The sequence below is a fragment of the Actinophytocola sp. NPDC049390 genome (assembly GCF_044466355.1).
Taxonomy (GTDB): Bacteria; Actinomycetota; Actinomycetes; order Mycobacteriales; family Pseudonocardiaceae; genus Actinophytocola.
Genome location: NZ_JBITMQ010000005.1, coordinates 249030 through 268682 on the forward strand (window position 1 = coordinate 249030; position 19653 = coordinate 268682).

The window sequence follows — 19653 nt, forward strand, 5'->3', positions numbered from 1 at the left end:
TGAGTCATGTCAGGTCGTAGACCGTGACACCGGAGACCTGCTGGGCCTCGTGGTTGTCGGCCACCCACTCGGCGATCTGCCTGCCGGCGTCGCTGCCGCCGGTCGCCGTCGACGACATCGCGCCGTCGCCGATGAACCAGTGGATCCGTCCGTCGCGGACCATGTCCTGGAACCGGGCGAGGGTCGGCGCCGGGTCCGTGCCGTTGAAGCCGCCCACCGCGAGCACCGGTTTCCCGGACGCCAGCTGGTATCCGGCGGCGTTGTTCGAGCCGACGGTCGCCGCGGCCCACGTGTGGTCGCCGTCCCGGAGCAACGCCACGAGGTCCGCCCCGGGTGTCGGTGCGTCGAGCAGGCCGCCCATGCCGCCGCCGAAGTTCCCCGCCGACGGACCCGCCGACGGCAGCGCGCCGGAATGCGTGGCCGCCGCCGTCCGCAGCGAGTACGCGGCTGGCCCGGCCAGTGCCACCACCACCGCCAGCGCCGCGACGGCCGGCTTCCGCGGCGCCGCCGGCAGCGACGCGGCCGCCGCGAGCCCGAGCACCAGCAGCACCGGGGACCCGAGCAGCAGGTACGTCTCCAGCGCGGTCAGCGCCACCGCGCCGGACAGCACCGCGATCCCGGTGAAACCCGTGCGCCACAAGGCGATCGCACCGACGCCGATCGCTCCCGCGACCGCCGGGGCGAGCGCCACCGGGTAGTAGGCGTGGATGATCCCGTCCATGAGGCTGAACACCGCCGCGGTGACGACCAGCCATCCGCCCCACAGCAGCAGCGCCGTCCACATCGGACCACGCGGTCCCCCTCGTGGCCACGTCGCCCACAGCCCGCCGGCCAGCAGCACCACGGCCGCGGGCAGCAGCCACGCGATCCCGCCCGCCATCTCCGCACCGAACAGCCGCCCCCACGTGCCGCCGGGGCCGCCCCCGCCGACCCTGCCGACCTCGTCACCGGTGAGCCGGTCGAACCCGTTGTAGCCGAACGCCAGTTCCAGCACGGAGTTGTGCTGCGACCCGCCGATGTACGGCCGGTCGGCGGCGGGCCACAACGACACCAGCAGCACCCACCAGCCCGCGCTCACCACGGTCGCACCGGCCGCCACGACCAGGCCCAGCACACGTTGGCGTCGTGCCCCGGCCAGCCACGCCAACCCGAACGCGGGCAGCACGAGGAACGCCTGCGACATCTTCGTGAGGAACCCGAACCCGACGCACGCGCCCGCGAGCACGAGCCACCGCATCCGGCCGTCCTCGACGGCGCGCACGGTCGCGTACGCGCCCGCCGTCAGCAGCAGCACGAGCAACGCGTCCGGGTTGTTGAACCGGAACATCAGCACCGCGACCGGTGTCAGCGCGAGCACCACCCCGGCGAGCAACGCGCCCGCCTCGCCCGCCACCCGCCGCACCGTCGCGTACAGCAGCCACACGGTCGCGACGCCCATCAGCGCCTGCGGCACCAGGATGCTCCACGAGTGCACGCCGAAGATCCGTGCCGACAGGCCCATCACCCACACGGAGGCGGGTGTCTTGTCGACGGTGATCCCGCCCGGCGCGTCGGTCGCCGCGAAGAAGAGCGCTTTCCAGCTCATGGCACCGGCCTGCGCGGCGGCCGAGTAGTACGCGTTGGCCCAGCCGGAGGCACCCAGGCCCCACAGGTACAGCACACCGGTGGCGGTGAGCAGTACGGGAAGTGCGGGCCGGAAAGCCGTGCGGCGCAGGGGAGGAGCCGGTGTGATCATGGCACCCAACCTGTCGAGCCGGGCTGGGTGCCGCCTTGGTCAATCCTGTGCGCGGGCTGTGCGTGGCACTCCCACGGTGAACCGCGTGCACCCGGGGCGGCTCTCGACCGACACGTACCCGTGGTGCGCCTGCACGACCGCGGCCACGATCGCCAGCCCCAGCCCCGTGCTGCCCGCGGCGCGGGAGCGCGACGAGTCACCGCGGGCGAACCGTTCGAACACCACCGGCCGCAGGTCCGCGGGGATGCCGGGGCCGTCGTCGGCGACCGTCAGCGTCGCCCATTCGTCTGTTGTGGACAGTCCAATGGTGACGGTCGTGCCCGGTGGGGTGTGCGTGCGGGCGTTGGAGAGCAGGTTCGCCACCACCTGGTGCAGGCGCGCGCCGTCACCCGGCACCACGACCGGGTCCGGTGACACCGTGAGGCGCCAGGTGTGCTCGCGGCCGGCGACCTGCGCGTCGCTGACCACGTCGACGACCAGGCGGGACAGGTCGACGTCGTGGTGTTCCAGCGGCCGCCCCGAGTCCAGGCGCGCCAGCAGGAGCAGGTCCTCCACGAGGGCCGTCATCCGTGCCGACTCGGACTCGACGCGCCCGAGCGCGTGCGCCACCTCGGGTGCCACGTCGTCGTCGCGGCGGCGGATCAGCTCGGCGTAGCCGCGCACGGCGGCGAGCGGGGTCCGCAGCTCGTGGCTCGCGTCGGCGACGAACTGGCGGACGCGGGTCTCGCTCTCCTGCCGTGCGGTGAGCGCGTCCCGCACGTTGCCCAGCATCCGGTTGAACGCGAGCCCGACCCGCCCGACCTCGGTGCCGGGGTCGGTGTACCGCTTCGGCACCCGTTCGGCCAGTTCCACCTCGCCCCGGTCGAGCGGCAGCTCGGCGACGCGGCTGGCCGTGGCCGCGACCCGTTCCAGCGGATAGAGCGCTCTCCGAACGATGAACGCGCCCGCGACCGCCGCCGCCAGCAGCCCGGCGAGGGCCACCCCGCCGATGAACAGGCCGACGCTCAGCATGACGTCGTCGACCTGGGACATCGGCAGGCCGGTGACGCTGATCTCGCCGCGCGGCCGCTCGTCCGCGACCAGCCGGAACTCGCCGAGGTCACCGATGGTCCTGGTGTGGGGCTCGCCGTCGACCGGGACCGCCATGAGGTCGGCGAGCTCGGTCCCGGACAGCAGCTGGGCGGTGTCGGTGTCGGTCTGCAGCGCGCCCCGTCCGGAGTCACCGACGTACAGGGCGTTGAGCGTGCCCGCGGCCTGCCCCGGCGCGCCCGCGGGCGCCGCGCCACCCGGCGGACCGCCCGGCACGCCGAGGTAGACCGCGAACCGCCGGCTCGAGTCGTCCAGGCGTTCGTCGAGCTGGTCGACCAGGAACGCGCGGAGAGCGATCTCCGAGATGGCGACGATGACCACGCACACCAGCGCGAGCAGCACGATCTGCTCGAAGATGAGGCGACGGCGCAGCGACCAGCCCGCCACGCCCGGTTCAGCTCGCCGGCTTGAGGACATAGCCCGCGCCCCGCATCGTGTGGATCATCGGCGTCCGGCCCGCGTCGATCTTCTTCCGCAGGTAGGAGATGTACAGCTCGACGATGTTGGCCTGACCGCCGAAGTCGTAGTGCCACACCCGGTCGAGGATCTGCGCCTTGGACAGCACCCGGCGCGGGTTGCGCATCAGGTAGCGCAGCAGCTCGAACTCGGTGGCGGTCAGGTCGACCGGCTCGCCCCCGCGGTGCACCTCGCGGCTGTCCTCGTCGAGGGTGAGGTCCCCGACGACCAGCGACGCGCCCGCGCTCGCCTCGGTCACACCGGTGCGGCGGAGCAGCGCACGCAGCCGGAGGGTGACCTCCTCCAGGCTGAACGGCTTCGTGACGTAGTCGTCGCCGCCCGCGGTGAGCCCCGCGATGCGGTCCTCGACGGCGTCCTTGGCGGTGAGGAACAGGACGGGCAGCGTCGGCAGGTCGGCCCGCAGGCGGCGCAGCACCTCGAGCCCGTCGATGTCGGGCAGCATGACGTCCAGGACGACCGCGTCCGGCCGGAACTCCCGGGCCACGCGGACGGCGGTGAGGCCGTCGGGGGCGCTGCGGATGTCCCAGCCCTCCAGGCGCAGGGCCATCGAGACGAGCTCGGCCAGCGTGGCCTCGTCGTCGACCACCAGGACCCGGACGGGCTGACCGTCCGGTCGTCGCAGCTCACTCCGCATGGGCATCATCGTCACCGCGCGGGGTGTGGTGCCGCTGAGGGAAACCTGTGGATTCCCTGTGCCCGGGGAGGTCACAGCGGTCGCCCACAGCGAGCACAGCTCACACACAGGTACTACCCCGACTGTGTTGTGCATGAGTACGGAACAGACTGACGCGCCCCAGTGGGGCGCTCCGCCACCCCCTGCCCAGCCCGGCAACCGGTGGACGGCGAAACGCATCGCGGTCACGGTGGCGATCGCCGTGGGCATCGCCGCAGCCGGCGGCGTGGCGATCTACGCGGCGAGCGGCTCCACCGACCAGGCCGGTGGCCCCGGCGGCCGCGGCGGCGCGGCAGGCCCGGTGTTCGTCGGCGGCCCCCTGGGCGGCGACTCCGGCACCCAGCACGGCGAGTTCCAGACGGGCGAGGTCACCGAGATCACGGACGACTCGATCACCGCGAAGAGCGAGGACGGCTACACGAAGACCTACACCATCGACGACGAGACCCAGATGGGCGGCGACGTGGCCAAGGGCGACGACGTCACGATCATCGCCACCACGGAAGGCTCGACCACCACGGCCGAGTCCGTCATGGAGATGGGCATGATGCCCCAACGCCGCAACGGCAACGGCGGCCCCCCGAACGGCAACTGACCGTCGCCGCCGCCCCCGTGGCCGACCTGGTTGTTCCGGCCCTGCGACAAGCGCGGCTCGGGCGCGCAGGGCCGGGCCGCAAGCCCGCAAGACACACGGAGCACGAGTCGAGAGTCTGGGATGGACCTAGCGGGAAAGCGCTTTCTCAGGTACTTTCCGAAGCGATACGAGGCGAACGTGACCACGAGGAAGTGCACGGATGGACCACTCGATCACCAGACGGAGACTGCTCGCGTTACTCGGAGCCGGTGCGGCGGGAGTGGCAGGAGCGTCGATGACGACCACAGCGAACGCCGATCCGCTCGCGGCGGACGGGCACGACAGGCGCATCCCGCTCGGCGGGATCGGCATGCACCTCTACACGGTCCGCAACATCCTCGCGGCCGACCCGCTCGGCACACTGCGGGCGCTGGCCGGGATCGGGTACAAGTGCGTCGGGGTGAGCGCTTTCCCGCGCCCCGCGGCGGAGATCAGGGACATGTGCGCGGAGGCCGAGCTCAAACCGGTGATCCTGCACGTCGGACACGGTGACATCACCGGCAACTGGGCCGCGAAGCTCGCCGACGCGAAGACCATCGGCGTCAAGTGGGTGGTGCTGTCGTCGTTCCCGGGCAGCATGTACACCGTCGACGGCATCCGGCTGGGCGCCCGGCAGCTCAACGAAGCTGGTCAGGCCGCCCGCGAGATGGGTTTCGGGCCGATCCTGCACCACAACCACGACTCCGAGTTCCGCGTGGTCGACGGCACCCGCCTGTCGGACATCCTGTTCGGCGAGACCGACCCCGCCTACGTGGGCTTCGAGCTGGACCTCGGCTGGGCGGACCGCGCCGGGATGGACGGCAGGCAGCTGTTCCTCGACCACCCGCGCCGGTTCCCCGTGCTGCACGTCAAGGACCACACCGGGCAGGGCGGGTGGGCCGACGTCGGCCACGGTGTCATCGACTGGTCGCGGACGTTCGAGACCGCGTACGTCGGCGGCGTCAAGTACTGGCTGGTCGAACGCGACGACCAGCCCGCGCCGCTGGACACGGCCAGGAACAGCTACGAAACGCTTGCCGGGCTTAGGTTCTAGCGATCACACGTGCTCCCGGTGTAGGCAGGGAGGATGACTGAGAACTCTCGGCGAACGTTTCTCACGGCGACGGTGGCGGCGGCGGGCGGTGCGGCGCTCGCCGGGGCACCGGCGGCGGCGGACACGTCAGGGACGGGCGGTGCCGGCCGCCCGCCCCTGGCCCAGCCGCCGGACAGGGAGCTGCGTGCGATCCTGCGGGAGGTCGACCCGGCCCGGGTCGAGGCGATCGTGCGCAGGCTGGCGTCCTTCGGCACGCGGCACACACTGTCCACACAGGATGATCCGAGCCGGGGCATCGGCGCGGCCCGGGACTGGATCTTCGCGGAGATGGGGCGCTACGCGGCGGACTCCGGCGGCCGCATGACGGTCGAGCTGCAGTCCTACGTCCAGCAACCGGCGCCCCGGATCCCGGTGCCGACCAGGATCACCAACGTGGTCGCCACCCTGCGCGGCTCGGTCACCCCGGAACGCGTGTACGTGGTGTCCGGCCACTACGACTCACGCGTCACCGACGTCATGAACGCGACCGCCGACGCCCCGGGCGCCGACGACGACGCCTCCGGCGTGGCGGTGGCCATGGAGCTGGCACGGGTCATGGGAAAGCGCTCCCCACGGTCGACGATCGTCTTCGCCGCCGTGGCGGGCGAGGAGCAGGGTCTCTACGGCGCCCGGCACATGGCGGCCCAGTACAAGGCGGCCGGCACGGACGTCCAGGCCATGTTCACCGACGACATCGTCGGCTCCAGCACGGCCGACGACGGCACCCGCGACCCACGTACCGTCCGCCTGTTCGCGGAAGGCGTGCCGACGGCCGAGACACCCGAGGAAGCGGCGATCCGCAGGTCCGTTGGCGGCGAGAACGACTCCCCACCCCGCCAGCTCGCCCGGTTCGTCCGCTCGGTCGCCGAGAACCAGGAGACCGGCATGCGGGTGAAGGTCATCTACCGCCGCGACCGCTACCTGCGCGGCGGTGACCACATCGGCTTCCTGGAGCAGGGCTACCCGGCGGCGAGGTTCACCGAGCCCAACGAGGACTACGCCCACCAGCACCAGGACGTCCGCGTCGAGAACGGCAAGCAGTACGGCGACCTCCCCGAGTTCTGCGACTTCGACTACATCGCCCGGGTCGCCCGCGTGAACGGCGCGGCCCTCTGGTCGCTGGCGACCGCCCCGGGCACCCCGAAGGGCGTGCGGGTGCGGACGAGCGGCCTGACCAACGACACCGAGTTGTACTGGACCCGCACCCCCGACCCCGACCTGGCGGGCTACGAGGTCGTGTGGCGCGAGACGACGCAACCGGAGTGGACCCACGTGATCCCCGTGGGCGACACCACGACGGCGGCCATCGACATGTCGAAGGACAACGTCTTCTTCGGTGTCCGCGCGGTCGGCAGGGCGGGCCACCGCAGCCCGGTCGCGTACCCGTCGCCGGGGAGCTGACGTACCAGGGTCGCGCGGGTTCGCCGACGAATCTCTCCTGAACATGCCACGTGGCATATGGCCTGGTCGTGGCATCGCCGAACATGGGTGGCACCGGGAGAGACTTGGGGAGCGGACATGAACGACCACACGAAGACGCTGGCACGTCAGGCCGTCTGGACGCCGTTGTCCGGGGCGCGGACGCCGGACGTGTACCTGCCGCATCCGCCGCTGCAGTCCGGGGGCTGGTACCGCGGGGTGGCGGACGAGGCGCCGGGGCCGGGCAGGCCTCCGCTGGACGACCGGCCCGCCCGGATGTCCACGCGGGCGGTGGTGGTGCTCACGCTGCTGTTCGGGTTGGTCGGCTTGCTCGCGCGGACGCTCGACGACGGCGTGTTCGCGGTCGCCGGCACGATGGCCGCCATCGCGGCGCCCGCCCTGCTGTTGCGGGGCAGGCGCCGGGCCGGCTAGAACGCCACCAGCGGGCCGCCGGTGATGAACTCGTAGGCGAAGTTCACGAAGAAGAACCCGAAGAACAGCACGTTCAGCACCAGGATCACGTAGTGCCACGGCCGGGGCCTGGCCGCCCTGGGCAGCCGGGAGTTCAGGTACATCAACGCGAACGGGAACATCAGGGCGCCGAAGTTCGACATGTTCGCGGAGATCTGCACCAGCTCGACGGGGAGCGCGAGGTGCAGCGCGGCCGCGATCACGACCAGCACCACCAGCATGTACGGGTAGTAGAACTTGCGGGGATCGCCTTCCAGCCTCCGGCGCAGCCGGGGGCTGGTGGCGTGCGCGGCGTCGGTGAAGTTGCGGACCAGCGCCTCGAAGATGCCGAGCTGCGTGGAGAACAGCACCAGCACGCCGACGACGAGCATCAGGTAGAACATGCCCTGGCCGTAGTCCGCGCCGAGGTGCTCCGCGGTGAACGTCGGCACGTTCGCGGTCGTCGGGGTCTCGCCGCTGGTGGCCACGACGTGTGCCATGAGGATCGTCGGCAGCAGCATGCCGATCATCGCGCCGCCGAAGAACACCAGCCACAGGTCGATCATCAGCAGCCGGTACCACCGCCGCCAGCGGGACGTGTTCTCCGGCGTGTCCGGGAACGTCACGCCGACGGCACGCACCTCCTGCTGCGTGCCGCGCATGCCGGACAGGAACCCGACGCGCGAGCCCATGCCGTAGCCCTTGTCGCGGTAGTGGTTCATCGCGTACCAGTTCAGCCCGGACGCGAGTGCCGTGAAGCCGGCCAGTGCGCCGAGCGTGGTCGCCGTGATGCCTTCCGGGGGAGCGGCCGGGGTGACGAGGCCGCGCACGCCCTCCCACCAGACCGACCACGGCACGACCACCAGGCACACCACGACCAGCACCACGAGCAGCGTGCCGACCAGCACCCAGTTGGCGAGTTCGAGGGTGCGGGACACCTTGCGCGCCAACGCGGTGATGACGAAGACGGCCAGCAGCAGTCCGATCGCGAGCAGGCGCACCCACTCGATCTCGTCCGGACGGTGGGTTCTGCCGGTGATCAACGCGAACAGTCCCTGCCCCGCGCCCGCGGCCCATCCGCCGAAGATGAACGCGAAGTAGAACGCGATGAGGGAGAACGGCACCCACAGCTTCCAGCCGGGCGGCACGCGTCCGAACCCGACGACCGGCACCTCGCCGGTCGCGGTGACATACCGTGCGCACTCGACGTTGTAGAACGTCTGCAGAATGGCGGAAACGGTGATGACCCACCCGACGCCGACGAACCCGAACTCGCCGATGGCGCCCGGTCCGAGCAGCCACTCGCCGCTGCCGATGGAAATGCCGAGCGCGATCAGGCTCGGCCCGATGACGAACTGGACGATCTGCCGGCCCCCGAGCCGGCGGGTCTTGAAGACTTCTTCCGGTTCCGGCAGGTCAGCCACACTGAGCGGGGGGCGGCTGACGCCGAGTGGATATTCGGTGGACTGAGAAGAGCGTTCATCGACATCTTTGGCCATGACGACCTCCTCAGTCTGATTTAGCGCACGACGACAGTTCCGTCAATTGTCCTTTGCGGACAACGGAAATGTGTTCGCCATGCGAACAGACGGGAGGTCAGTCCGTGGGCTCCGGGTCGGTCTGGTCGAAGATGTGGACGGCGTTGCCCGAGGGGTCCTGGAACGACACCGTGCGGCCGCCGGGCACCTCCTCGACGTCACCGAGCCACGTGAAGTCCGGGTGGTCGGTCATGAACTTGTCCACGCTCTCGACGCCGAAGAAGCCACCGGCCCTCCACTTCGGACCGTCGTCCGGCGGCTGGACCAACATCAACTCGATCTCCGAGTCGGGGAGGCGGAACGCGGCGGTGGTCTTGCCCTCGCGCCACGACTCGTCGAGGCCGAGCTCGTCGCGGTAGAAGGCCACCGCCGCCTCGAGGTCGGGCACGGGCTGGAACAGGAACGTCAGCTTCATGGGACGGACCGTAATCCGATTACGGTCCTCGGTCAATGAGTTACGCTGGCGCGTGATGCGAGAGTGGATTCCGGTACCGGGCACCGCGAAGGCCCGGCTGGTGGAGGCGGCCATCCACCACTTCGAGACGGCCGGGTACGACGCCGTGAACGTCACCGAGCTGGCCGCCAAGGCCGACGTCACCACTGGCTCCCTGTACCACCACTTCGAGTCCAAGCTCGGGCTCTACCTCGTGGTGCGGGAGGAGATGGAGCGGCGTGTGGTGGACCGCATGATCGGGGCGGCCGCCGCGGCCGACGGGAACGCGGCGAGCGCGGCGTTGCTCGTCGCGTTCGACGCTGCCGTGCACTTCGGGGTCTGTCGCATCCTCGCCGAGCCGCTGCCGGTGCCCCGCGAGGACCCGGTCGCCGGCGCCCTGCGTCCGCTGCTGCCCAGGCGGCTGCGTGCCGCGCCCGCCATCCTCGCCGCGTCCTGGCGTGCCGCGTTGACCGCCGTGGCCGACGGGGTGCCCAGCGCCACCGCCCGCGCGTCGCTCAGTTATCTGCTGGACGGCGCGGTTCGATCGTCGGCGCGTCGATGATGATCGGGTCGTCCTCGACGACCTCGCCGTCCACCACGTCGTGACGGACCACCCCGCGGCGCGCTGCGGCGCGGGTGAGCAAACGTTTGCGGACCACGGCCCGCGTCGGCGGGAACAGGAGCAGCAGGGCCGCGACGTCCGTGAGGAACCCGGGGAACAGGACCAGTGCCGCGGCGACCCCGATCAGCATCCCGTCCGCCATCTCCGGGCTCGGGTCACGGCGGGCCCGCAGTGCCTCGGTGAACGACGTGAGCGTGCGGGTGCCCTGCCTGCGCAGCAGCGCCACCCCCGCCATCGACACGGCGATCAGCAGCAGGATGGTCCAGAGCGCGCCCACCGCCTCGCCGACCGCGATGATCACGGCGAACTCGGCGACCACGGCGATGAGCAGCAGTGCGAAGACAGGCATACTCGTTCAACGCACGAGCCGGTCGAATCACTCCCGGGCCCTGAGCGCCTCCGTGACCAGCGGGACCCGCAGCGGCAGCCGGGCCGGCATCGCCGCGCGCGGCAGCGGCCTGCGCCAGAAGATCCGGACCGCCCACACGTTGGCGGGGAACACCGCGACGAACAGCGCCGCCGAGCCGGGTGCATGGTGCCGCCGGCATGGCCGCCACGCCGAGTTCCGCGACGCCCGGCACCCGGGTCCACAACCGGGCTCGTCTTCCCGGGTGGAGGCCATGGCGCACCCTGATCGACAGATCTTCTACATAACCTTGACGATGATCAGCGTCGATGTAGAGAATGGGTGAATGGTGTCCTTCGACACACACCCGGACCGTTACCGGCACTGGTCGATGCGCGTCGACGGCGAGGTCGCCTGGCTGGTCCTCGACGTCGACGAGCACGGCGGGCTCCAGCCGGGCTACGAACTGAAGCTGAACTCCTACGACCTCGGCGTCGACATCGAGCTGTACGACGCGACCCAGCGCCTGCGGTTCGAGCACCCCGGCGTGCGGACCGTGGTGGTGACCAGCGGCAAGGACAAGGTCTTCTGCGCCGGCGCCAACATCCGCATGCTGGCCGCCGCCACCCACGAGTGGAAGGTGAACTTCTGCAAGTTCACCAACGAGACCCGCAACGGCATGGAGGACGCCACGGCCAACTCCGGTCAGACGTACCTGGCCGCCGTCAACGGGTCCTGTGCGGGCGGCGGGTACGAGCTGGCGCTGGCCTGCGACCACATCGTGCTGGTCGACGACAACTCCTCGACCGTCGCGCTGCCCGAGGTGCCACTGCTCGGCGTGCTGCCCGGCACCGGCGGCCTGACCCGCGTGGTCGACAAGCGCGGCACCCGCAAGGACCTCGCCGACGTGTTCGCCACCCGCGCCGACGGGGTGAAGGGCCGCACCGCCGTCGACTGGAAACTGGTCGACGAGCTGGCGCCGCCGAGACGGTTCACCGAGGTCGTGAACGAACGCGCCCGAGAACTCGCCAGGCGCTCGACCAGACCGGACGCCGAGGGTGTCGCACTCACGCCGCTGGTCCGCGACCGCTACGTGACCGCCGAGCACGGCGACGGGACCGTGACCATCACCGTCCACGCCCCCGACACCGTGGAAGAACGCCGGGACGCCGAGTTCTGGCCGCTCGCCATGACCCGCGAACTGGACGACCTCATCCTCCGGCTGCGCACGAACGAACCCGAACTCGGCGTGTGGCTGCTCCGCACCAGGGGCGACGCCGAGGTCGTGGCGGGCTACGAAGCGCTGCTGACCGGCGACGACTGGTTCGCAGGCGAGATCGTCCACTACTGGAAGCGCACACTGAAGCGCCTCGACGTGACCAGCCGCAGCCTGATCGCGCTGGTCGAACCCGGTTCGTGCTTCGCGGGCATGCTCGCCGAGCTGGCGTTCGCCGCCGACCGGCAGTACCTGCTCGACGACCAGGAGGCGGGTGAGGCGGGCACGGTCGTGCTGACCGAGGCCAACTTCGGCACCTACCCGATGGGCAACGGCCTCACCCGCCTGGAGTCCCGCTTCTGGGGCGACCCTTCCCACGTCGACACCCTGCGCAAGCACGTCGGCAGCGTGTTGTCCCCGGACGAGTGCAAGGACCTGGGCCTCGTCACCGACGCGCTCGACGACATCGACTGGGACGACGAGATCCGCATCGTCGTCGAGGGCCGGACGGCGCTGTCCCCGGACGCGCTCACCGGCATGGAGGCCAACCACCGGTTCGTCGGCCCGGAGACCATCGAGACCAAGATCTTCGGCCGCCTGTCCGCCTGGCAGAACTGGGTGTTCAACCGGCCGAACGCGTCCGGGGAGGACGGGGCGCTGCGCCGCTACGGCACCGGCACGAAGGCGGTCTTCGACAGGAGGCGCGTGTGACCACCTCGATCAACTACGAGGACAAGATCCCCAACAACGTCGACCTGTCGTCGGACCGCAGGTTGCAGCGGGCGTTGGAGGGCTGGCAGCCGAAGTTCATGAACTGGTGGGGCGAGATGGGCCCCACGCTGGCGACGCAGGGGGTCTACCTGCGCACCGCCGTCAGCGTCGGCCGCGACGGCTGGGCGCACTTCGACCACGTGCACGTGCCGGACTACCGCTGGGGCATCTTCCTCGCCGAGCGCGACCCCGGCCGCACCATCGCGTTCGGCGAGCACATGGGCGAACCCGCGTGGCAGCAGGTGCCCGGTGAGTACCGGGCGGACCTGCAGCGGTTGATCGTCATCCAGGGCGACACCGAACCCGCGTCGGTGGAACAGCAGAAGCTCCTCGGCCTCACCGCGCCGTCGCTGTACGACCTGCGGAACCTGTTCCAGGTCAACGTGGAGGAGGGCCGCCACCTGTGGGCGATGGTCTACCTGCTGCACGCCTACTTCGGCAAGGAGGGCCGTGAGGAAGCGGAGGGCCTGTTGCTGCGCAACTCCGGCAGCCCCGACTCGCCGCGCATCCTCGGCGCCTTCAACGAGGAGACCGCCGACTGGCTGGCCTTCTACATGTTCACGTACTTCACCGACCGCGACGGCAAGTACCAGCTCGGCACGCTCAAGGAGTCCGCGTTCGACCCGCTGTCACGCACCTGCGAGTTCATGCTCAAGGAAGAAGCCCACCACATGTTCGTCGGCACGACCGGTGTGGACCGCGTGGTGGAACGCAGTGCCGAGCTGATCCGCGAGCACGACACCCTCGACATCGGCCCGTGCGGCGGCATCCCGCTCGACATCATCCAGAAGTACATCAACTTCCACTACACGGTGTCGCTCGACCTGTTCGGCAGCGAGACCTCCACCAACGCCGCCAACTACTTCACGGCCGGGCTGAAGGGGCGCTGGCAGGAGACCCGTCGCAAGGACGACCACAAGCTCACCGAGGACGGTGTCTTCCTGGACAAGCCGACCGCGGACGGCACGTGGACGTCCGATGAGCTGCCCGCGCTGCTGGCGCTGAACCTGGACCTGCGCGGCGAGTACATCGCCGACTGCGAGACCGGCATCAAGCGCTGGAACCGGATCCTGGAGAACGCGGAGATCGGCTACCGGTTCGCGCTGCCGCACCCGGGGTTCAACCGGTCCGTCGGGGTCAGCGCCGGCCACCACGTCACCCCGGACGGCACCATCGTCGACGAGGCGACCTGGCAGGCCGCCAGGCACAGGTGGCTCCCCACCAGCGAGGACCTCGCGTTCGTCCGGTCGTTGATGCGTCCGGTCTACGAACGAGGCAAAATCGCGAGCTGGGTGGCACCGCCACGCAACGGCATCAACGGCAAGCCGTTCGACTACACCTACGTCTACCTCGCCTGAGGCGGTCCACGATGACAGCTCCTGCCGGCTTCAACGCCACCGACTGGTTACTCCACCGCCACGTGCGGGACGGCGACGGCGACCGGACCGCCGTCGTGTGCGGCGACCGCACCCTGACCTACGCGGAACTGTCCGACGAGACCCGGCGGGTGGCCGCCGGTTTCCGCGCGCTGGGGCTGCGCCCGGAGGAGCGGGTCATGCTGTGCATGGCCGACGGCGTGGAACTGCTCACCGGCATCCTCGGCGCCATGCACATGGGTGCCGTGCCCGTGCCCGTCTCGACCATGGTCACCGGCCCCGAGCTGGCCAGCGTGCTCGCCGACTCCCGTGCCCGGATCCTGTGCGTGTCAGGAGAGTTCGTCGACGCGGCGCGGGTCGCACTGGCCGTCGCCACCGAGGTCACGCAGGTGGTCGTGGACGGCGACGCGGACCTGCCCGGCGTGGCGTGGTCGACGCTGCGTGCCGCGGGGGAGCGCGCCGAGCTGTACCCGACCTGGGAGGACTCGCCCGCGTTCTGGCTCTACACGTCCGGCACCACCGGCAAACCGAAGGGCGCCATGCACCGGCATGGCAGCGTCCGGGACGTCGCCATGCTGTACGGACAGGGCGTGCTCGGTGTGGCTCCTGGCGACCGGACACTGTCGGTGCCGAAGCTGTTCTTCGCCTACGGGCTGGGGAACTCGGCGTTCTTCCCGCTGTCGGCGGGTGCCACGACGGTCCTCGAACGGGCCCGCCCCACCCCGGCGGGCATCGCGGAACGGGTGCGGGCGACCGCGCCGACGTTGTTCTTCGGCGTGCCCACGTTCTACTCGGCGCTGCTGAACTCCGACATCCCCGAGGACACGTTCTCCTCGGTGCGCCAAGGGATCTCGGCCGGGGAGCCGTTGCCTCCCGTGCTGTACCACCGGTTCCGCGAGCGGTTCGGCGTGGAGATCCTCGACGGGCTCGGCTCCACCGAGGCACTGCACATCTTCCTGTCGAACCGGCCGGGCGCCGTGCACCCCGGTTCGTCCGGCACACCGGTCGACGGCTACCGCGTGGAGATCCGCGACGACCAGGGCACGCCCGTCACCGCGACCGGGGAGCCGGGCGACCTGTTCCTGTCCGGTCCGTCGGTGGCGACGGGGTACTGGTGCCGCACGGCGACCACGCGTGCGGTGTTCCAGGGCGAGTGGCTGCGGACCGGGGACACGTACGTGCGCAACGAGGACGGCACCTACACCTGCCTCGGCCGGTCGAACGACATGCTGAAGGCGGGCGGCATCTGGGTGTCCCCGGCGGAGGTCGAGGAGCGGCTGCTCGAACACCCGGACGTGGCCGAGGCCGCGGTCGTCGCGCGCCGCGACGAGGAGGGGCTGGACAAACCGGTCGCCTGCGTGGTCCCGGTGTCCGGGCACACGGTCGACGCCGACGCGCTGGTCACGTGGTGCCGCGAGGGCCTCGCCGCCTACAAGCGGCCGCGTGCCGTGGTCAGCATGGCCGAGCTGCCGAAGACCGCGACCGGCAAGATCCGCAGGAACGTGCTGCGTGAGCTGGTGGCGGCGGAACCGGCGACCCCGACCTCGGTTCTCAGCTGATGCTCGACGGGATGCCGCTGGTCGACGCGCACGTGCACGCGCCGCGTCTCGCCACGCTGAAACCGGCGTGGCGGGAGTGGGCCGCGCGGTTCGCCGGGCGCTACGACTGGCGGTCGGCGTACGACGACGACGGCGTGCCCGTGCCCGCGCGGCTCGACGCGTTGTTCGAGCGTGAGGGCGTGGACCGGGCGCTGCTGTTCTGCGAGTACAGCCCGCGCGCGACCGGTGTGCAGCCCATCGAGGACAACCTGCCGCTGGTCGAGCACAACCCGGAGCGGTTCCGCCTGGTGGCGAACGTGAACCCGCACCTGCACCACCCGCTCGCGTCCGAGGTGGAACGGCAACTGGACCTCGGCGCGGTCGCGTTGAAGGTCCATCCGGTGCACGGCGGCTTCGACCCCGGCGACAAGGAGCTGTACGCGGCCTACCACGTGTGCGCCGACCGCGGCGTGCCGGTGATCGTCCACACGGGATCGTCGAGCTTTCCCGGTTCCCGCGCCCGTTTCGGCGACCCGGCGCTGATGCTGGACCCGGTCGACGACTTCCCCGACGTGAACTTCGTGTTCGCGCACGGCGGTCGCGGGTGGTGGTACGACACGGCGGCGTTCCTCGCGCAGTCCAAGCCGAACGTGTGGCTCGACATCGCGGGCCTGCCGCCCGCGAAGCTGCCGGAGTACTACGCCCGCGTCGACCTGGTCCGCCTCGCGTCCCGGATGGTGTTCGGCACCGACTGGCCGGGCATCCCCGGGGTCGCGCACAACGCCCGCGCGCTCGCCGCGCTCGGGTGGTCGGGGGAGGTGCTTCGCGGCGTGCTGTCGGGGAACGCCGCGAAGCTCTTCCCCGGACTGGACATCTGAGCGCGATTTGTCTCGTTCGCCCACGCGGGTGTCCCGGGCTCTGTTACACATCGACCGTGGATGTCGACAAGCCGGTCTCCGCCCGGACCGCCGTCGCCGTCGGACTGGGGCTTGCCGGGGTCGCGGCGCTGGTCGTGTCGTGGTTCATCGACGACCTCGCCGAACCCGCGCTCCCCGCGTGGCTGACCTGGCTCGGCACGGTCGCCGTGGCCGTGGCGCTCCTGACGGTCGTGCGGAGCCAGCTCGCCGCGCACGCCGTCGTCGCGGCGCTGCTGGGCGTTGCCGTGACCGGGCTGGCCGTGTGGGGGTTCGCCGACCAGTACGGCCGCGGCTACCCCGGCACCTCGACGGTCGTGGCCGCGGTCGGCGGGCTCGCGGTGACGACGACGGCGTTGATGGCGTTGCGTTTCCGCCCGGAACACGGGTGGCGACCGAAGTCCGTCGTGGTCGCCGCGGTCGCGTTCCTGCTGGTACCGGCGGTCGCGGCGCCGGTCGCGCTCGCGGTGCCGGACCTGGCTCTCGAGACGACCACCGCGCCTGCCGTCGCGGCGCCCGCGGTGCCCGGGTCGGTGTCGGAGGTCGCGTGGTCCGCCGAGTTCGACGAGCGGGTGCACGAGGTGGTGGCCGCGGGCGCGGGTGTGGTGCTGCTGCTCGACGACGGTGTGGTGGCGCTCGACGGGGAGACGGGCGAGGTCCGGTGGCGGCGGTCCAGGCCGGGCACGGAGGCGCTGAGGATCGACGCGAGCCCGGACGGGGCGACGGTGGTGACGCAGTTCCAGCCCCACGACCGGCCCACGCTGCGACGGGAGTTCCTCGACGCGTTCACCGGTGAGCTGAGGTTCGCCACGAACCACCTCGACGCGCGTTCCCGGTACGGGCCACGCGGCCTGGACACCCGGCTGACCGACACCTCCTATGTCGGGGTCGCCGAGGACGGGGTCACCGGCTACTCGCTCACCGACGGCGCACGCCTGTTCCGCTATGCCCCGCCCGCGGGCTGCCGGGCGGATGTGCGGCCGGGCGCCCACTTCGTCGTCGGCCCCGGGACGTTGCTGACGCTGGACTGCGGCGACGAGTTCCGGTTCGTGCTGGTGGACGGCACGACCGGTGAGGTGCGGTGGGATCGCGCGATCACGACACCGGCCGGCGCCCGGCTCGCGCCCGATCGCACGTCCGTCGCCGTGCAGGCGACCATCCCCGGTGAACGGGGCAACCACGTCGTGCTCGACGTGGCGACGGGCGACGCCCGCCCGTTCACGGCGGAGGAGGTGGAGGAGCTGCCGGGCGCCGGGGTCGCCGTCGTGCGGTCGGGCGAGGAGTCCCTGCTCGTCGACGTGACCACCGGCGAGACGCTGACCAGCGACGAGACCTTCCTCGAATGCGTGACCGACCACCGGAGCGCGCACCTGGCATCGGGCCCGGTGTGCGTGGATCCGGTGCGCCGGGACGACGACCACGACCCGATTACCCAGACCGCCCGGGCACGACTGGCGTTCGGCACGTACGCGGCGCCTGCGCTGCGGCGCGTGGACGGCACGTTCGACCTGGGCCCCCACCAGTCCGTGCACGACGTCGTCACGGTCGCCGCGCCGGGCGCGGTCGTGGCCGCCGCCCTCCAGGAGCCCGACGTGGGCGGCACGACCTGGGTCGTCGGTCTGCGGTGACGCCTGTCAGCGCGCCAGAACCAGGTACGCGAGGCCCAGTACGCCCCGGTACACGGTCAGGTATTCGCGTTCCCGTGCGTCCTCCCGTTCCTTGACCTCCGCCGCACGCGGGTCGTCCGGGTTGGCCAGTAGCCATTCGCGGACGCCCGCACGGTGCCGGGACTCGAAGTCGTCCCACTCGTGCTGGTCGGCGGTGCTCATGTGGAGCACCTGCCACCCGGTTTCGCCGCAGGCCGCGACCAGGTCGGCGAGCGGCAGGACGTCGTCGCCGAAGATGTCCCGGGCGGCCTGGGTGGGGGTGGTCTCCCAGCAGCCGTCGCCGACCAGCACGCGGCCGCTCGGCACGACCTCCGCGAGCGCGCTGAGCATGGCGCGGCTGCCGCCCAGCGCGTGCGACGAGCCGACGCACAGCGCGCGGTCGGCGGTCCCGCGCCAGGCGGCCGCCTCCCGCTCGACGAACTTCACGTCCAGTTCCCGGACCAGGGCCGCTCGCCGCCCGCGGTCGAGCCCCGCCGGGTCGGTGTCGACGCCGACGGCTTTCGTCACTCCTCGCGCGGCCGCCCGCAGCAGCAGCTCACCCCAGCCGCACCCGAGGTCGACGATGGTGTTCGCCGAGGTGAGGTCGAGGTGGTCCAGCAGGTCGTCCGCGTGGGCCTGGCCGAGCGGGGTGTTCCACACCAGCGCGGAGTACCGCGCGGCGGCGAGCGTGTCCATCACTGCAGATAGACCCTTTCCTGGGTGATCGGGTAACCGGCCTTGGCGAAGGTGGCCGCCATGGGCGTGTTGGTGGTGTCGGTCTCGGCGACGATCTCGTCGACGCCCTCCTCGACCAACAGGTGCGTGGCCTCGACGAGCAGGTCGTGGGCGTAGCCGTGCCCGCGCTGTTCCGGCACGACACCGATGATGCCGATGACCGGGTTCGCGTGGTTGCGGCCGGGCACGCTCAGCCCGACGAGGTCGCCGTCCGGCGTGTACGCGAGCCGCCACCACGAGCGCGGCGACGGCATCCAGTTGAGGAACGCCAGCTCGTCCCGGGCGGCCGCGTCGACGCCGTCCTTGTCGCGGGTGCGCCGCTCGTGCGCGTCGAGCGACCCGACGACGATCCGCCGGAGCACGTCGAGGATCCGCTCGTCGTCCGGTTCCGGCCGGAAGACGAGACGGTTCGGCCGCGCGGGCAGCCCGTCGGCGGGCGTCCACCGGTACCGCAGCCGTTCCACGAACGGCGTCATGCCCGCGCGTTCCGCCACGTCGATCCGCCGTTCGGCGGCGTCGCGGACGTCGGGCAGGTCCCGCCAGCCGGGTGGCAGGAGCAGGCAGTACTCGATGCCGAACCCGGCCTTCCGCAGCAGTGCGACGGCGGCGTCGTCCTCGCCGTCGGCGAAGTCGAGCCAGTCGAGCGCCTTGGGTTCGTCGTCGTCGGGCCCACCCCACCAGGCGGCACGCGCGACGACGGTGCCGTCGCGGAGGGCCACCCAGGTCCACTCGGGACGGTACTGGCCGAGTGCGGCCAGCTCGAGGTAGTCCCGGCCGAAGCTCTGGACGCCGACGAGCGCCTTGCCGGTCATGGAGAGGAAGAGGTGTTCTTCACCCGCGGCGAGCGGGCGGAGTTCCAGCATGTGCGGTTCCTTACGGGAGGACCGTGCTCCCCCGCGCGGACGCCCGGAATACGAGGTGGGAGCACGTGATCGTCGTGGCGGTCATGCCCTCACCTCCTCTCGGCCG

The 19653-nt window shown here is 71.3% G+C and carries 19 protein-coding genes; 10 read left to right on the forward strand and 9 right to left on the reverse strand.

The window, feature by feature from the left end:
* Positions 1-4: 4 nt before the first annotated feature.
* From ACIBVP_RS17550 to ACIBVP_RS17560, 3 genes are read right to left on the reverse strand one after another with little or no spacing between them, the layout of a single operon-like run.
* Positions 5-1735 carry an ArnT family glycosyltransferase gene (locus tag ACIBVP_RS17550; protein WP_396107165.1) on the reverse strand — a complete coding sequence of 577 codons (1731 nt, stop codon included), beginning with the start codon at positions 1733-1735 and terminating at the stop codon, positions 5-7.
* A gap of 39 nt (positions 1736-1774) precedes the next feature.
* Positions 1775-3241 (reverse strand): sensor histidine kinase, encoded by a 1467-nt coding sequence (locus ACIBVP_RS17555; protein ID WP_396107166.1) that lies wholly within the window; start codon positions 3239-3241, stop codon positions 1775-1777.
* On the reverse strand, positions 3219-3944 hold the full coding sequence (locus tag ACIBVP_RS17560; protein WP_396107374.1) for a response regulator transcription factor: 726 nt from the start codon (positions 3942-3944) through the stop codon (positions 3219-3221). Before ACIBVP_RS17560 ends, ACIBVP_RS17555 begins: the two co-directional genes overlap by 23 nt.
* Positions 3945-4068: 124 nt before the next feature.
* On the opposite strand from ACIBVP_RS17560, the gene ACIBVP_RS17565 reads away from it, so the two are divergent.
* From ACIBVP_RS17565 to ACIBVP_RS17580, 4 genes are all read left to right on the forward strand, one after another.
* Complete coding sequence (locus ACIBVP_RS17565) at positions 4069-4569, forward strand: hypothetical protein (RefSeq protein ID WP_396107167.1); 501 nt, start codon at positions 4069-4071, stop codon at positions 4567-4569.
* A gap of 274 nt (positions 4570-4843) precedes the next feature.
* Positions 4844-5641 carry a sugar phosphate isomerase/epimerase family protein gene (locus tag ACIBVP_RS17570; RefSeq protein ID WP_396107168.1) on the forward strand — a complete coding sequence of 266 codons (798 nt, stop codon included), beginning with the start codon at positions 4844-4846 and terminating at the stop codon, positions 5639-5641.
* Between the two features lie 33 nt (positions 5642-5674).
* The gene (locus ACIBVP_RS17575) at positions 5675-7081 is read left to right on the forward strand and encodes a M20/M25/M40 family metallo-hydrolase (RefSeq protein ID WP_396107170.1); all 1407 of its coding nucleotides are present in this window, start codon (positions 5675-5677) and stop codon (positions 7079-7081) included.
* A gap of 117 nt (positions 7082-7198) precedes the next feature.
* Positions 7199-7531 (forward strand): hypothetical protein, encoded by a 333-nt coding sequence (locus ACIBVP_RS17580; protein ID WP_396107171.1) that lies wholly within the window; start codon positions 7199-7201, stop codon positions 7529-7531.
* On the opposite strand, the gene ACIBVP_RS17585 is transcribed toward ACIBVP_RS17580, so the two are convergent.
* Together ACIBVP_RS17585 and ACIBVP_RS17590 are read right to left on the reverse strand one after the other, a co-directional pair.
* On the reverse strand, positions 7528-8973 hold the full coding sequence (locus tag ACIBVP_RS17585; protein ID WP_396107172.1) for an Nramp family divalent metal transporter: 1446 nt from the start codon (positions 8971-8973) through the stop codon (positions 7528-7530). The genes ACIBVP_RS17580 and ACIBVP_RS17585 overlap by 4 nt on opposite strands.
* 172 nt (positions 8974-9145) lie before the next feature.
* Positions 9146-9502, reverse strand: coding sequence for a VOC family protein (locus ACIBVP_RS17590; protein ID WP_396107173.1), 357 nt, complete (start codon positions 9500-9502; stop codon positions 9146-9148).
* Between the two features lie 55 nt (positions 9503-9557).
* On the opposite strand from ACIBVP_RS17590, the gene ACIBVP_RS17595 reads away from it, so the two are divergent.
* Positions 9558-10082 (forward strand): TetR/AcrR family transcriptional regulator, encoded by a 525-nt coding sequence (locus ACIBVP_RS17595; RefSeq protein ID WP_396107174.1) that lies wholly within the window; start codon positions 9558-9560, stop codon positions 10080-10082.
* Here ACIBVP_RS17595 and ACIBVP_RS17600 read toward each other — a convergent pair.
* Positions 10036-10491: an FxsA family protein gene (locus tag ACIBVP_RS17600; protein ID WP_396107176.1), complete on the reverse strand. Its 456-nt coding sequence runs from the start codon at positions 10489-10491 to the stop codon at positions 10036-10038. The two genes, ACIBVP_RS17595 and ACIBVP_RS17600, sit on opposite strands and share 47 nt — an antisense overlap.
* A gap of 27 nt (positions 10492-10518) precedes the next feature.
* Positions 10519-10764: a hypothetical protein gene (locus ACIBVP_RS17605; RefSeq protein ID WP_396107177.1), complete on the reverse strand. Its 246-nt coding sequence runs from the start codon at positions 10762-10764 to the stop codon at positions 10519-10521.
* 70 nt (positions 10765-10834) lie between these two features.
* On the opposite strand from ACIBVP_RS17605, the gene boxC reads away from it, so the two are divergent.
* Genes boxC through ACIBVP_RS17630 form a run of 5 tightly spaced genes read left to right on the forward strand, consistent with a single transcriptional unit; the run spans position 10835 to position 17931 of the window.
* Positions 10835-12415: a 2,3-epoxybenzoyl-CoA dihydrolase gene (gene boxC / locus ACIBVP_RS17610; RefSeq protein WP_396107178.1), complete on the forward strand. Its 1581-nt coding sequence runs from the start codon at positions 10835-10837 to the stop codon at positions 12413-12415.
* The gene (gene boxB, locus ACIBVP_RS17615) at positions 12412-13833 is read left to right on the forward strand and encodes a benzoyl-CoA 2,3-epoxidase subunit BoxB (RefSeq protein WP_396107179.1); all 1422 of its coding nucleotides are present in this window, start codon (positions 12412-12414) and stop codon (positions 13831-13833) included. Before boxC ends, boxB begins: the two co-directional genes overlap by 4 nt.
* 11 nt (positions 13834-13844) lie before the next feature.
* Positions 13845-15410 (forward strand): benzoate-CoA ligase family protein, encoded by a 1566-nt coding sequence (locus ACIBVP_RS17620; RefSeq protein ID WP_396107180.1) that lies wholly within the window; start codon positions 13845-13847, stop codon positions 15408-15410.
* Positions 15410-16267 (forward strand): amidohydrolase family protein, encoded by an 858-nt coding sequence (locus ACIBVP_RS17625; RefSeq protein ID WP_396107181.1) that lies wholly within the window; start codon positions 15410-15412, stop codon positions 16265-16267. Before ACIBVP_RS17620 ends, ACIBVP_RS17625 begins: the two co-directional genes overlap by 1 nt.
* A gap of 56 nt (positions 16268-16323) precedes the next feature.
* Positions 16324-17931: a PQQ-binding-like beta-propeller repeat protein gene (locus ACIBVP_RS17630; RefSeq protein WP_396107182.1), complete on the forward strand. Its 1608-nt coding sequence runs from the start codon at positions 16324-16326 to the stop codon at positions 17929-17931.
* Between the two features lie 6 nt (positions 17932-17937).
* Here ACIBVP_RS17630 and ACIBVP_RS17635 read toward each other — a convergent pair whose 3' ends face one another.
* Together ACIBVP_RS17635 and ACIBVP_RS17640 are read right to left on the reverse strand one after the other, a co-directional pair.
* Complete coding sequence (locus ACIBVP_RS17635; protein WP_396107183.1) at positions 17938-18645, reverse strand: SAM-dependent methyltransferase; 708 nt, start codon at positions 18643-18645, stop codon at positions 17938-17940.
* Complete coding sequence (locus tag ACIBVP_RS17640) at positions 18645-19547, reverse strand: GNAT family N-acetyltransferase (protein ID WP_396107184.1); 903 nt, start codon at positions 19545-19547, stop codon at positions 18645-18647. The genes ACIBVP_RS17635 and ACIBVP_RS17640 overlap by 1 nt, the downstream gene beginning before the upstream one ends.
* Positions 19548-19653: the final 106 nt, after the last annotated feature.

What these genes read in the sequence shown, in the direction of transcription:
- ACIBVP_RS17620 (WP_396107180.1), top strand. Translation starts at nt 13,845, where the DNA reads ATGACAGCTCCTGCCGGCTTCAACGCCACCGACTGGTTACTCCACCGC.
- ACIBVP_RS17565 (WP_396107167.1), top strand. Translation starts at nt 4,069, where the DNA reads ATGAGTACGGAACAGACTGACGCGCCCCAGTGGGGCGCTCCGCCACCC.
- ACIBVP_RS17605 (WP_396107177.1), bottom strand. Translation starts at nt 10,764, where the DNA reads ATGGCCTCCACCCGGGAAGACGAGCCCGGTTGTGGACCCGGGTGCCGG.
- ACIBVP_RS17635 (WP_396107183.1), bottom strand. Translation starts at nt 18,645, where the DNA reads ATGGACACGCTCGCCGCCGCGCGGTACTCCGCGCTGGTGTGGAACACC.
- ACIBVP_RS17560 (WP_396107374.1), bottom strand. Translation starts at nt 3,944, where the DNA reads ATGATGCCCATGCGGAGTGAGCTGCGACGACCGGACGGTCAGCCCGTC.
- ACIBVP_RS17595 (WP_396107174.1), top strand. Translation starts at nt 9,558, where the DNA reads ATGCGAGAGTGGATTCCGGTACCGGGCACCGCGAAGGCCCGGCTGGTG.
- boxC (WP_396107178.1), top strand. Translation starts at nt 10,835, where the DNA reads ATGGTGTCCTTCGACACACACCCGGACCGTTACCGGCACTGGTCGATG.
- ACIBVP_RS17570 (WP_396107168.1), top strand. Translation starts at nt 4,844, where the DNA reads ATGACGACCACAGCGAACGCCGATCCGCTCGCGGCGGACGGGCACGAC.
- ACIBVP_RS17600 (WP_396107176.1), bottom strand. Translation starts at nt 10,491, where the DNA reads ATGCCTGTCTTCGCACTGCTGCTCATCGCCGTGGTCGCCGAGTTCGCC.
- ACIBVP_RS17580 (WP_396107171.1), top strand. Translation starts at nt 7,199, where the DNA reads ATGAACGACCACACGAAGACGCTGGCACGTCAGGCCGTCTGGACGCCG.
- ACIBVP_RS17550 (WP_396107165.1), bottom strand. Translation starts at nt 1,735, where the DNA reads ATGATCACACCGGCTCCTCCCCTGCGCCGCACGGCTTTCCGGCCCGCA.
- ACIBVP_RS17575 (WP_396107170.1), top strand. Translation starts at nt 5,675, where the DNA reads ATGACTGAGAACTCTCGGCGAACGTTTCTCACGGCGACGGTGGCGGCG.
- ACIBVP_RS17555 (WP_396107166.1), bottom strand. Translation starts at nt 3,241, where the DNA reads ATGTCCTCAAGCCGGCGAGCTGAACCGGGCGTGGCGGGCTGGTCGCTG.
- ACIBVP_RS17590 (WP_396107173.1), bottom strand. Translation starts at nt 9,502, where the DNA reads ATGAAGCTGACGTTCCTGTTCCAGCCCGTGCCCGACCTCGAGGCGGCG.
- ACIBVP_RS17625 (WP_396107181.1), top strand. Translation starts at nt 15,410, where the DNA reads ATGCTCGACGGGATGCCGCTGGTCGACGCGCACGTGCACGCGCCGCGT.
- ACIBVP_RS17640 (WP_396107184.1), bottom strand. Translation starts at nt 19,547, where the DNA reads ATGCTGGAACTCCGCCCGCTCGCCGCGGGTGAAGAACACCTCTTCCTC.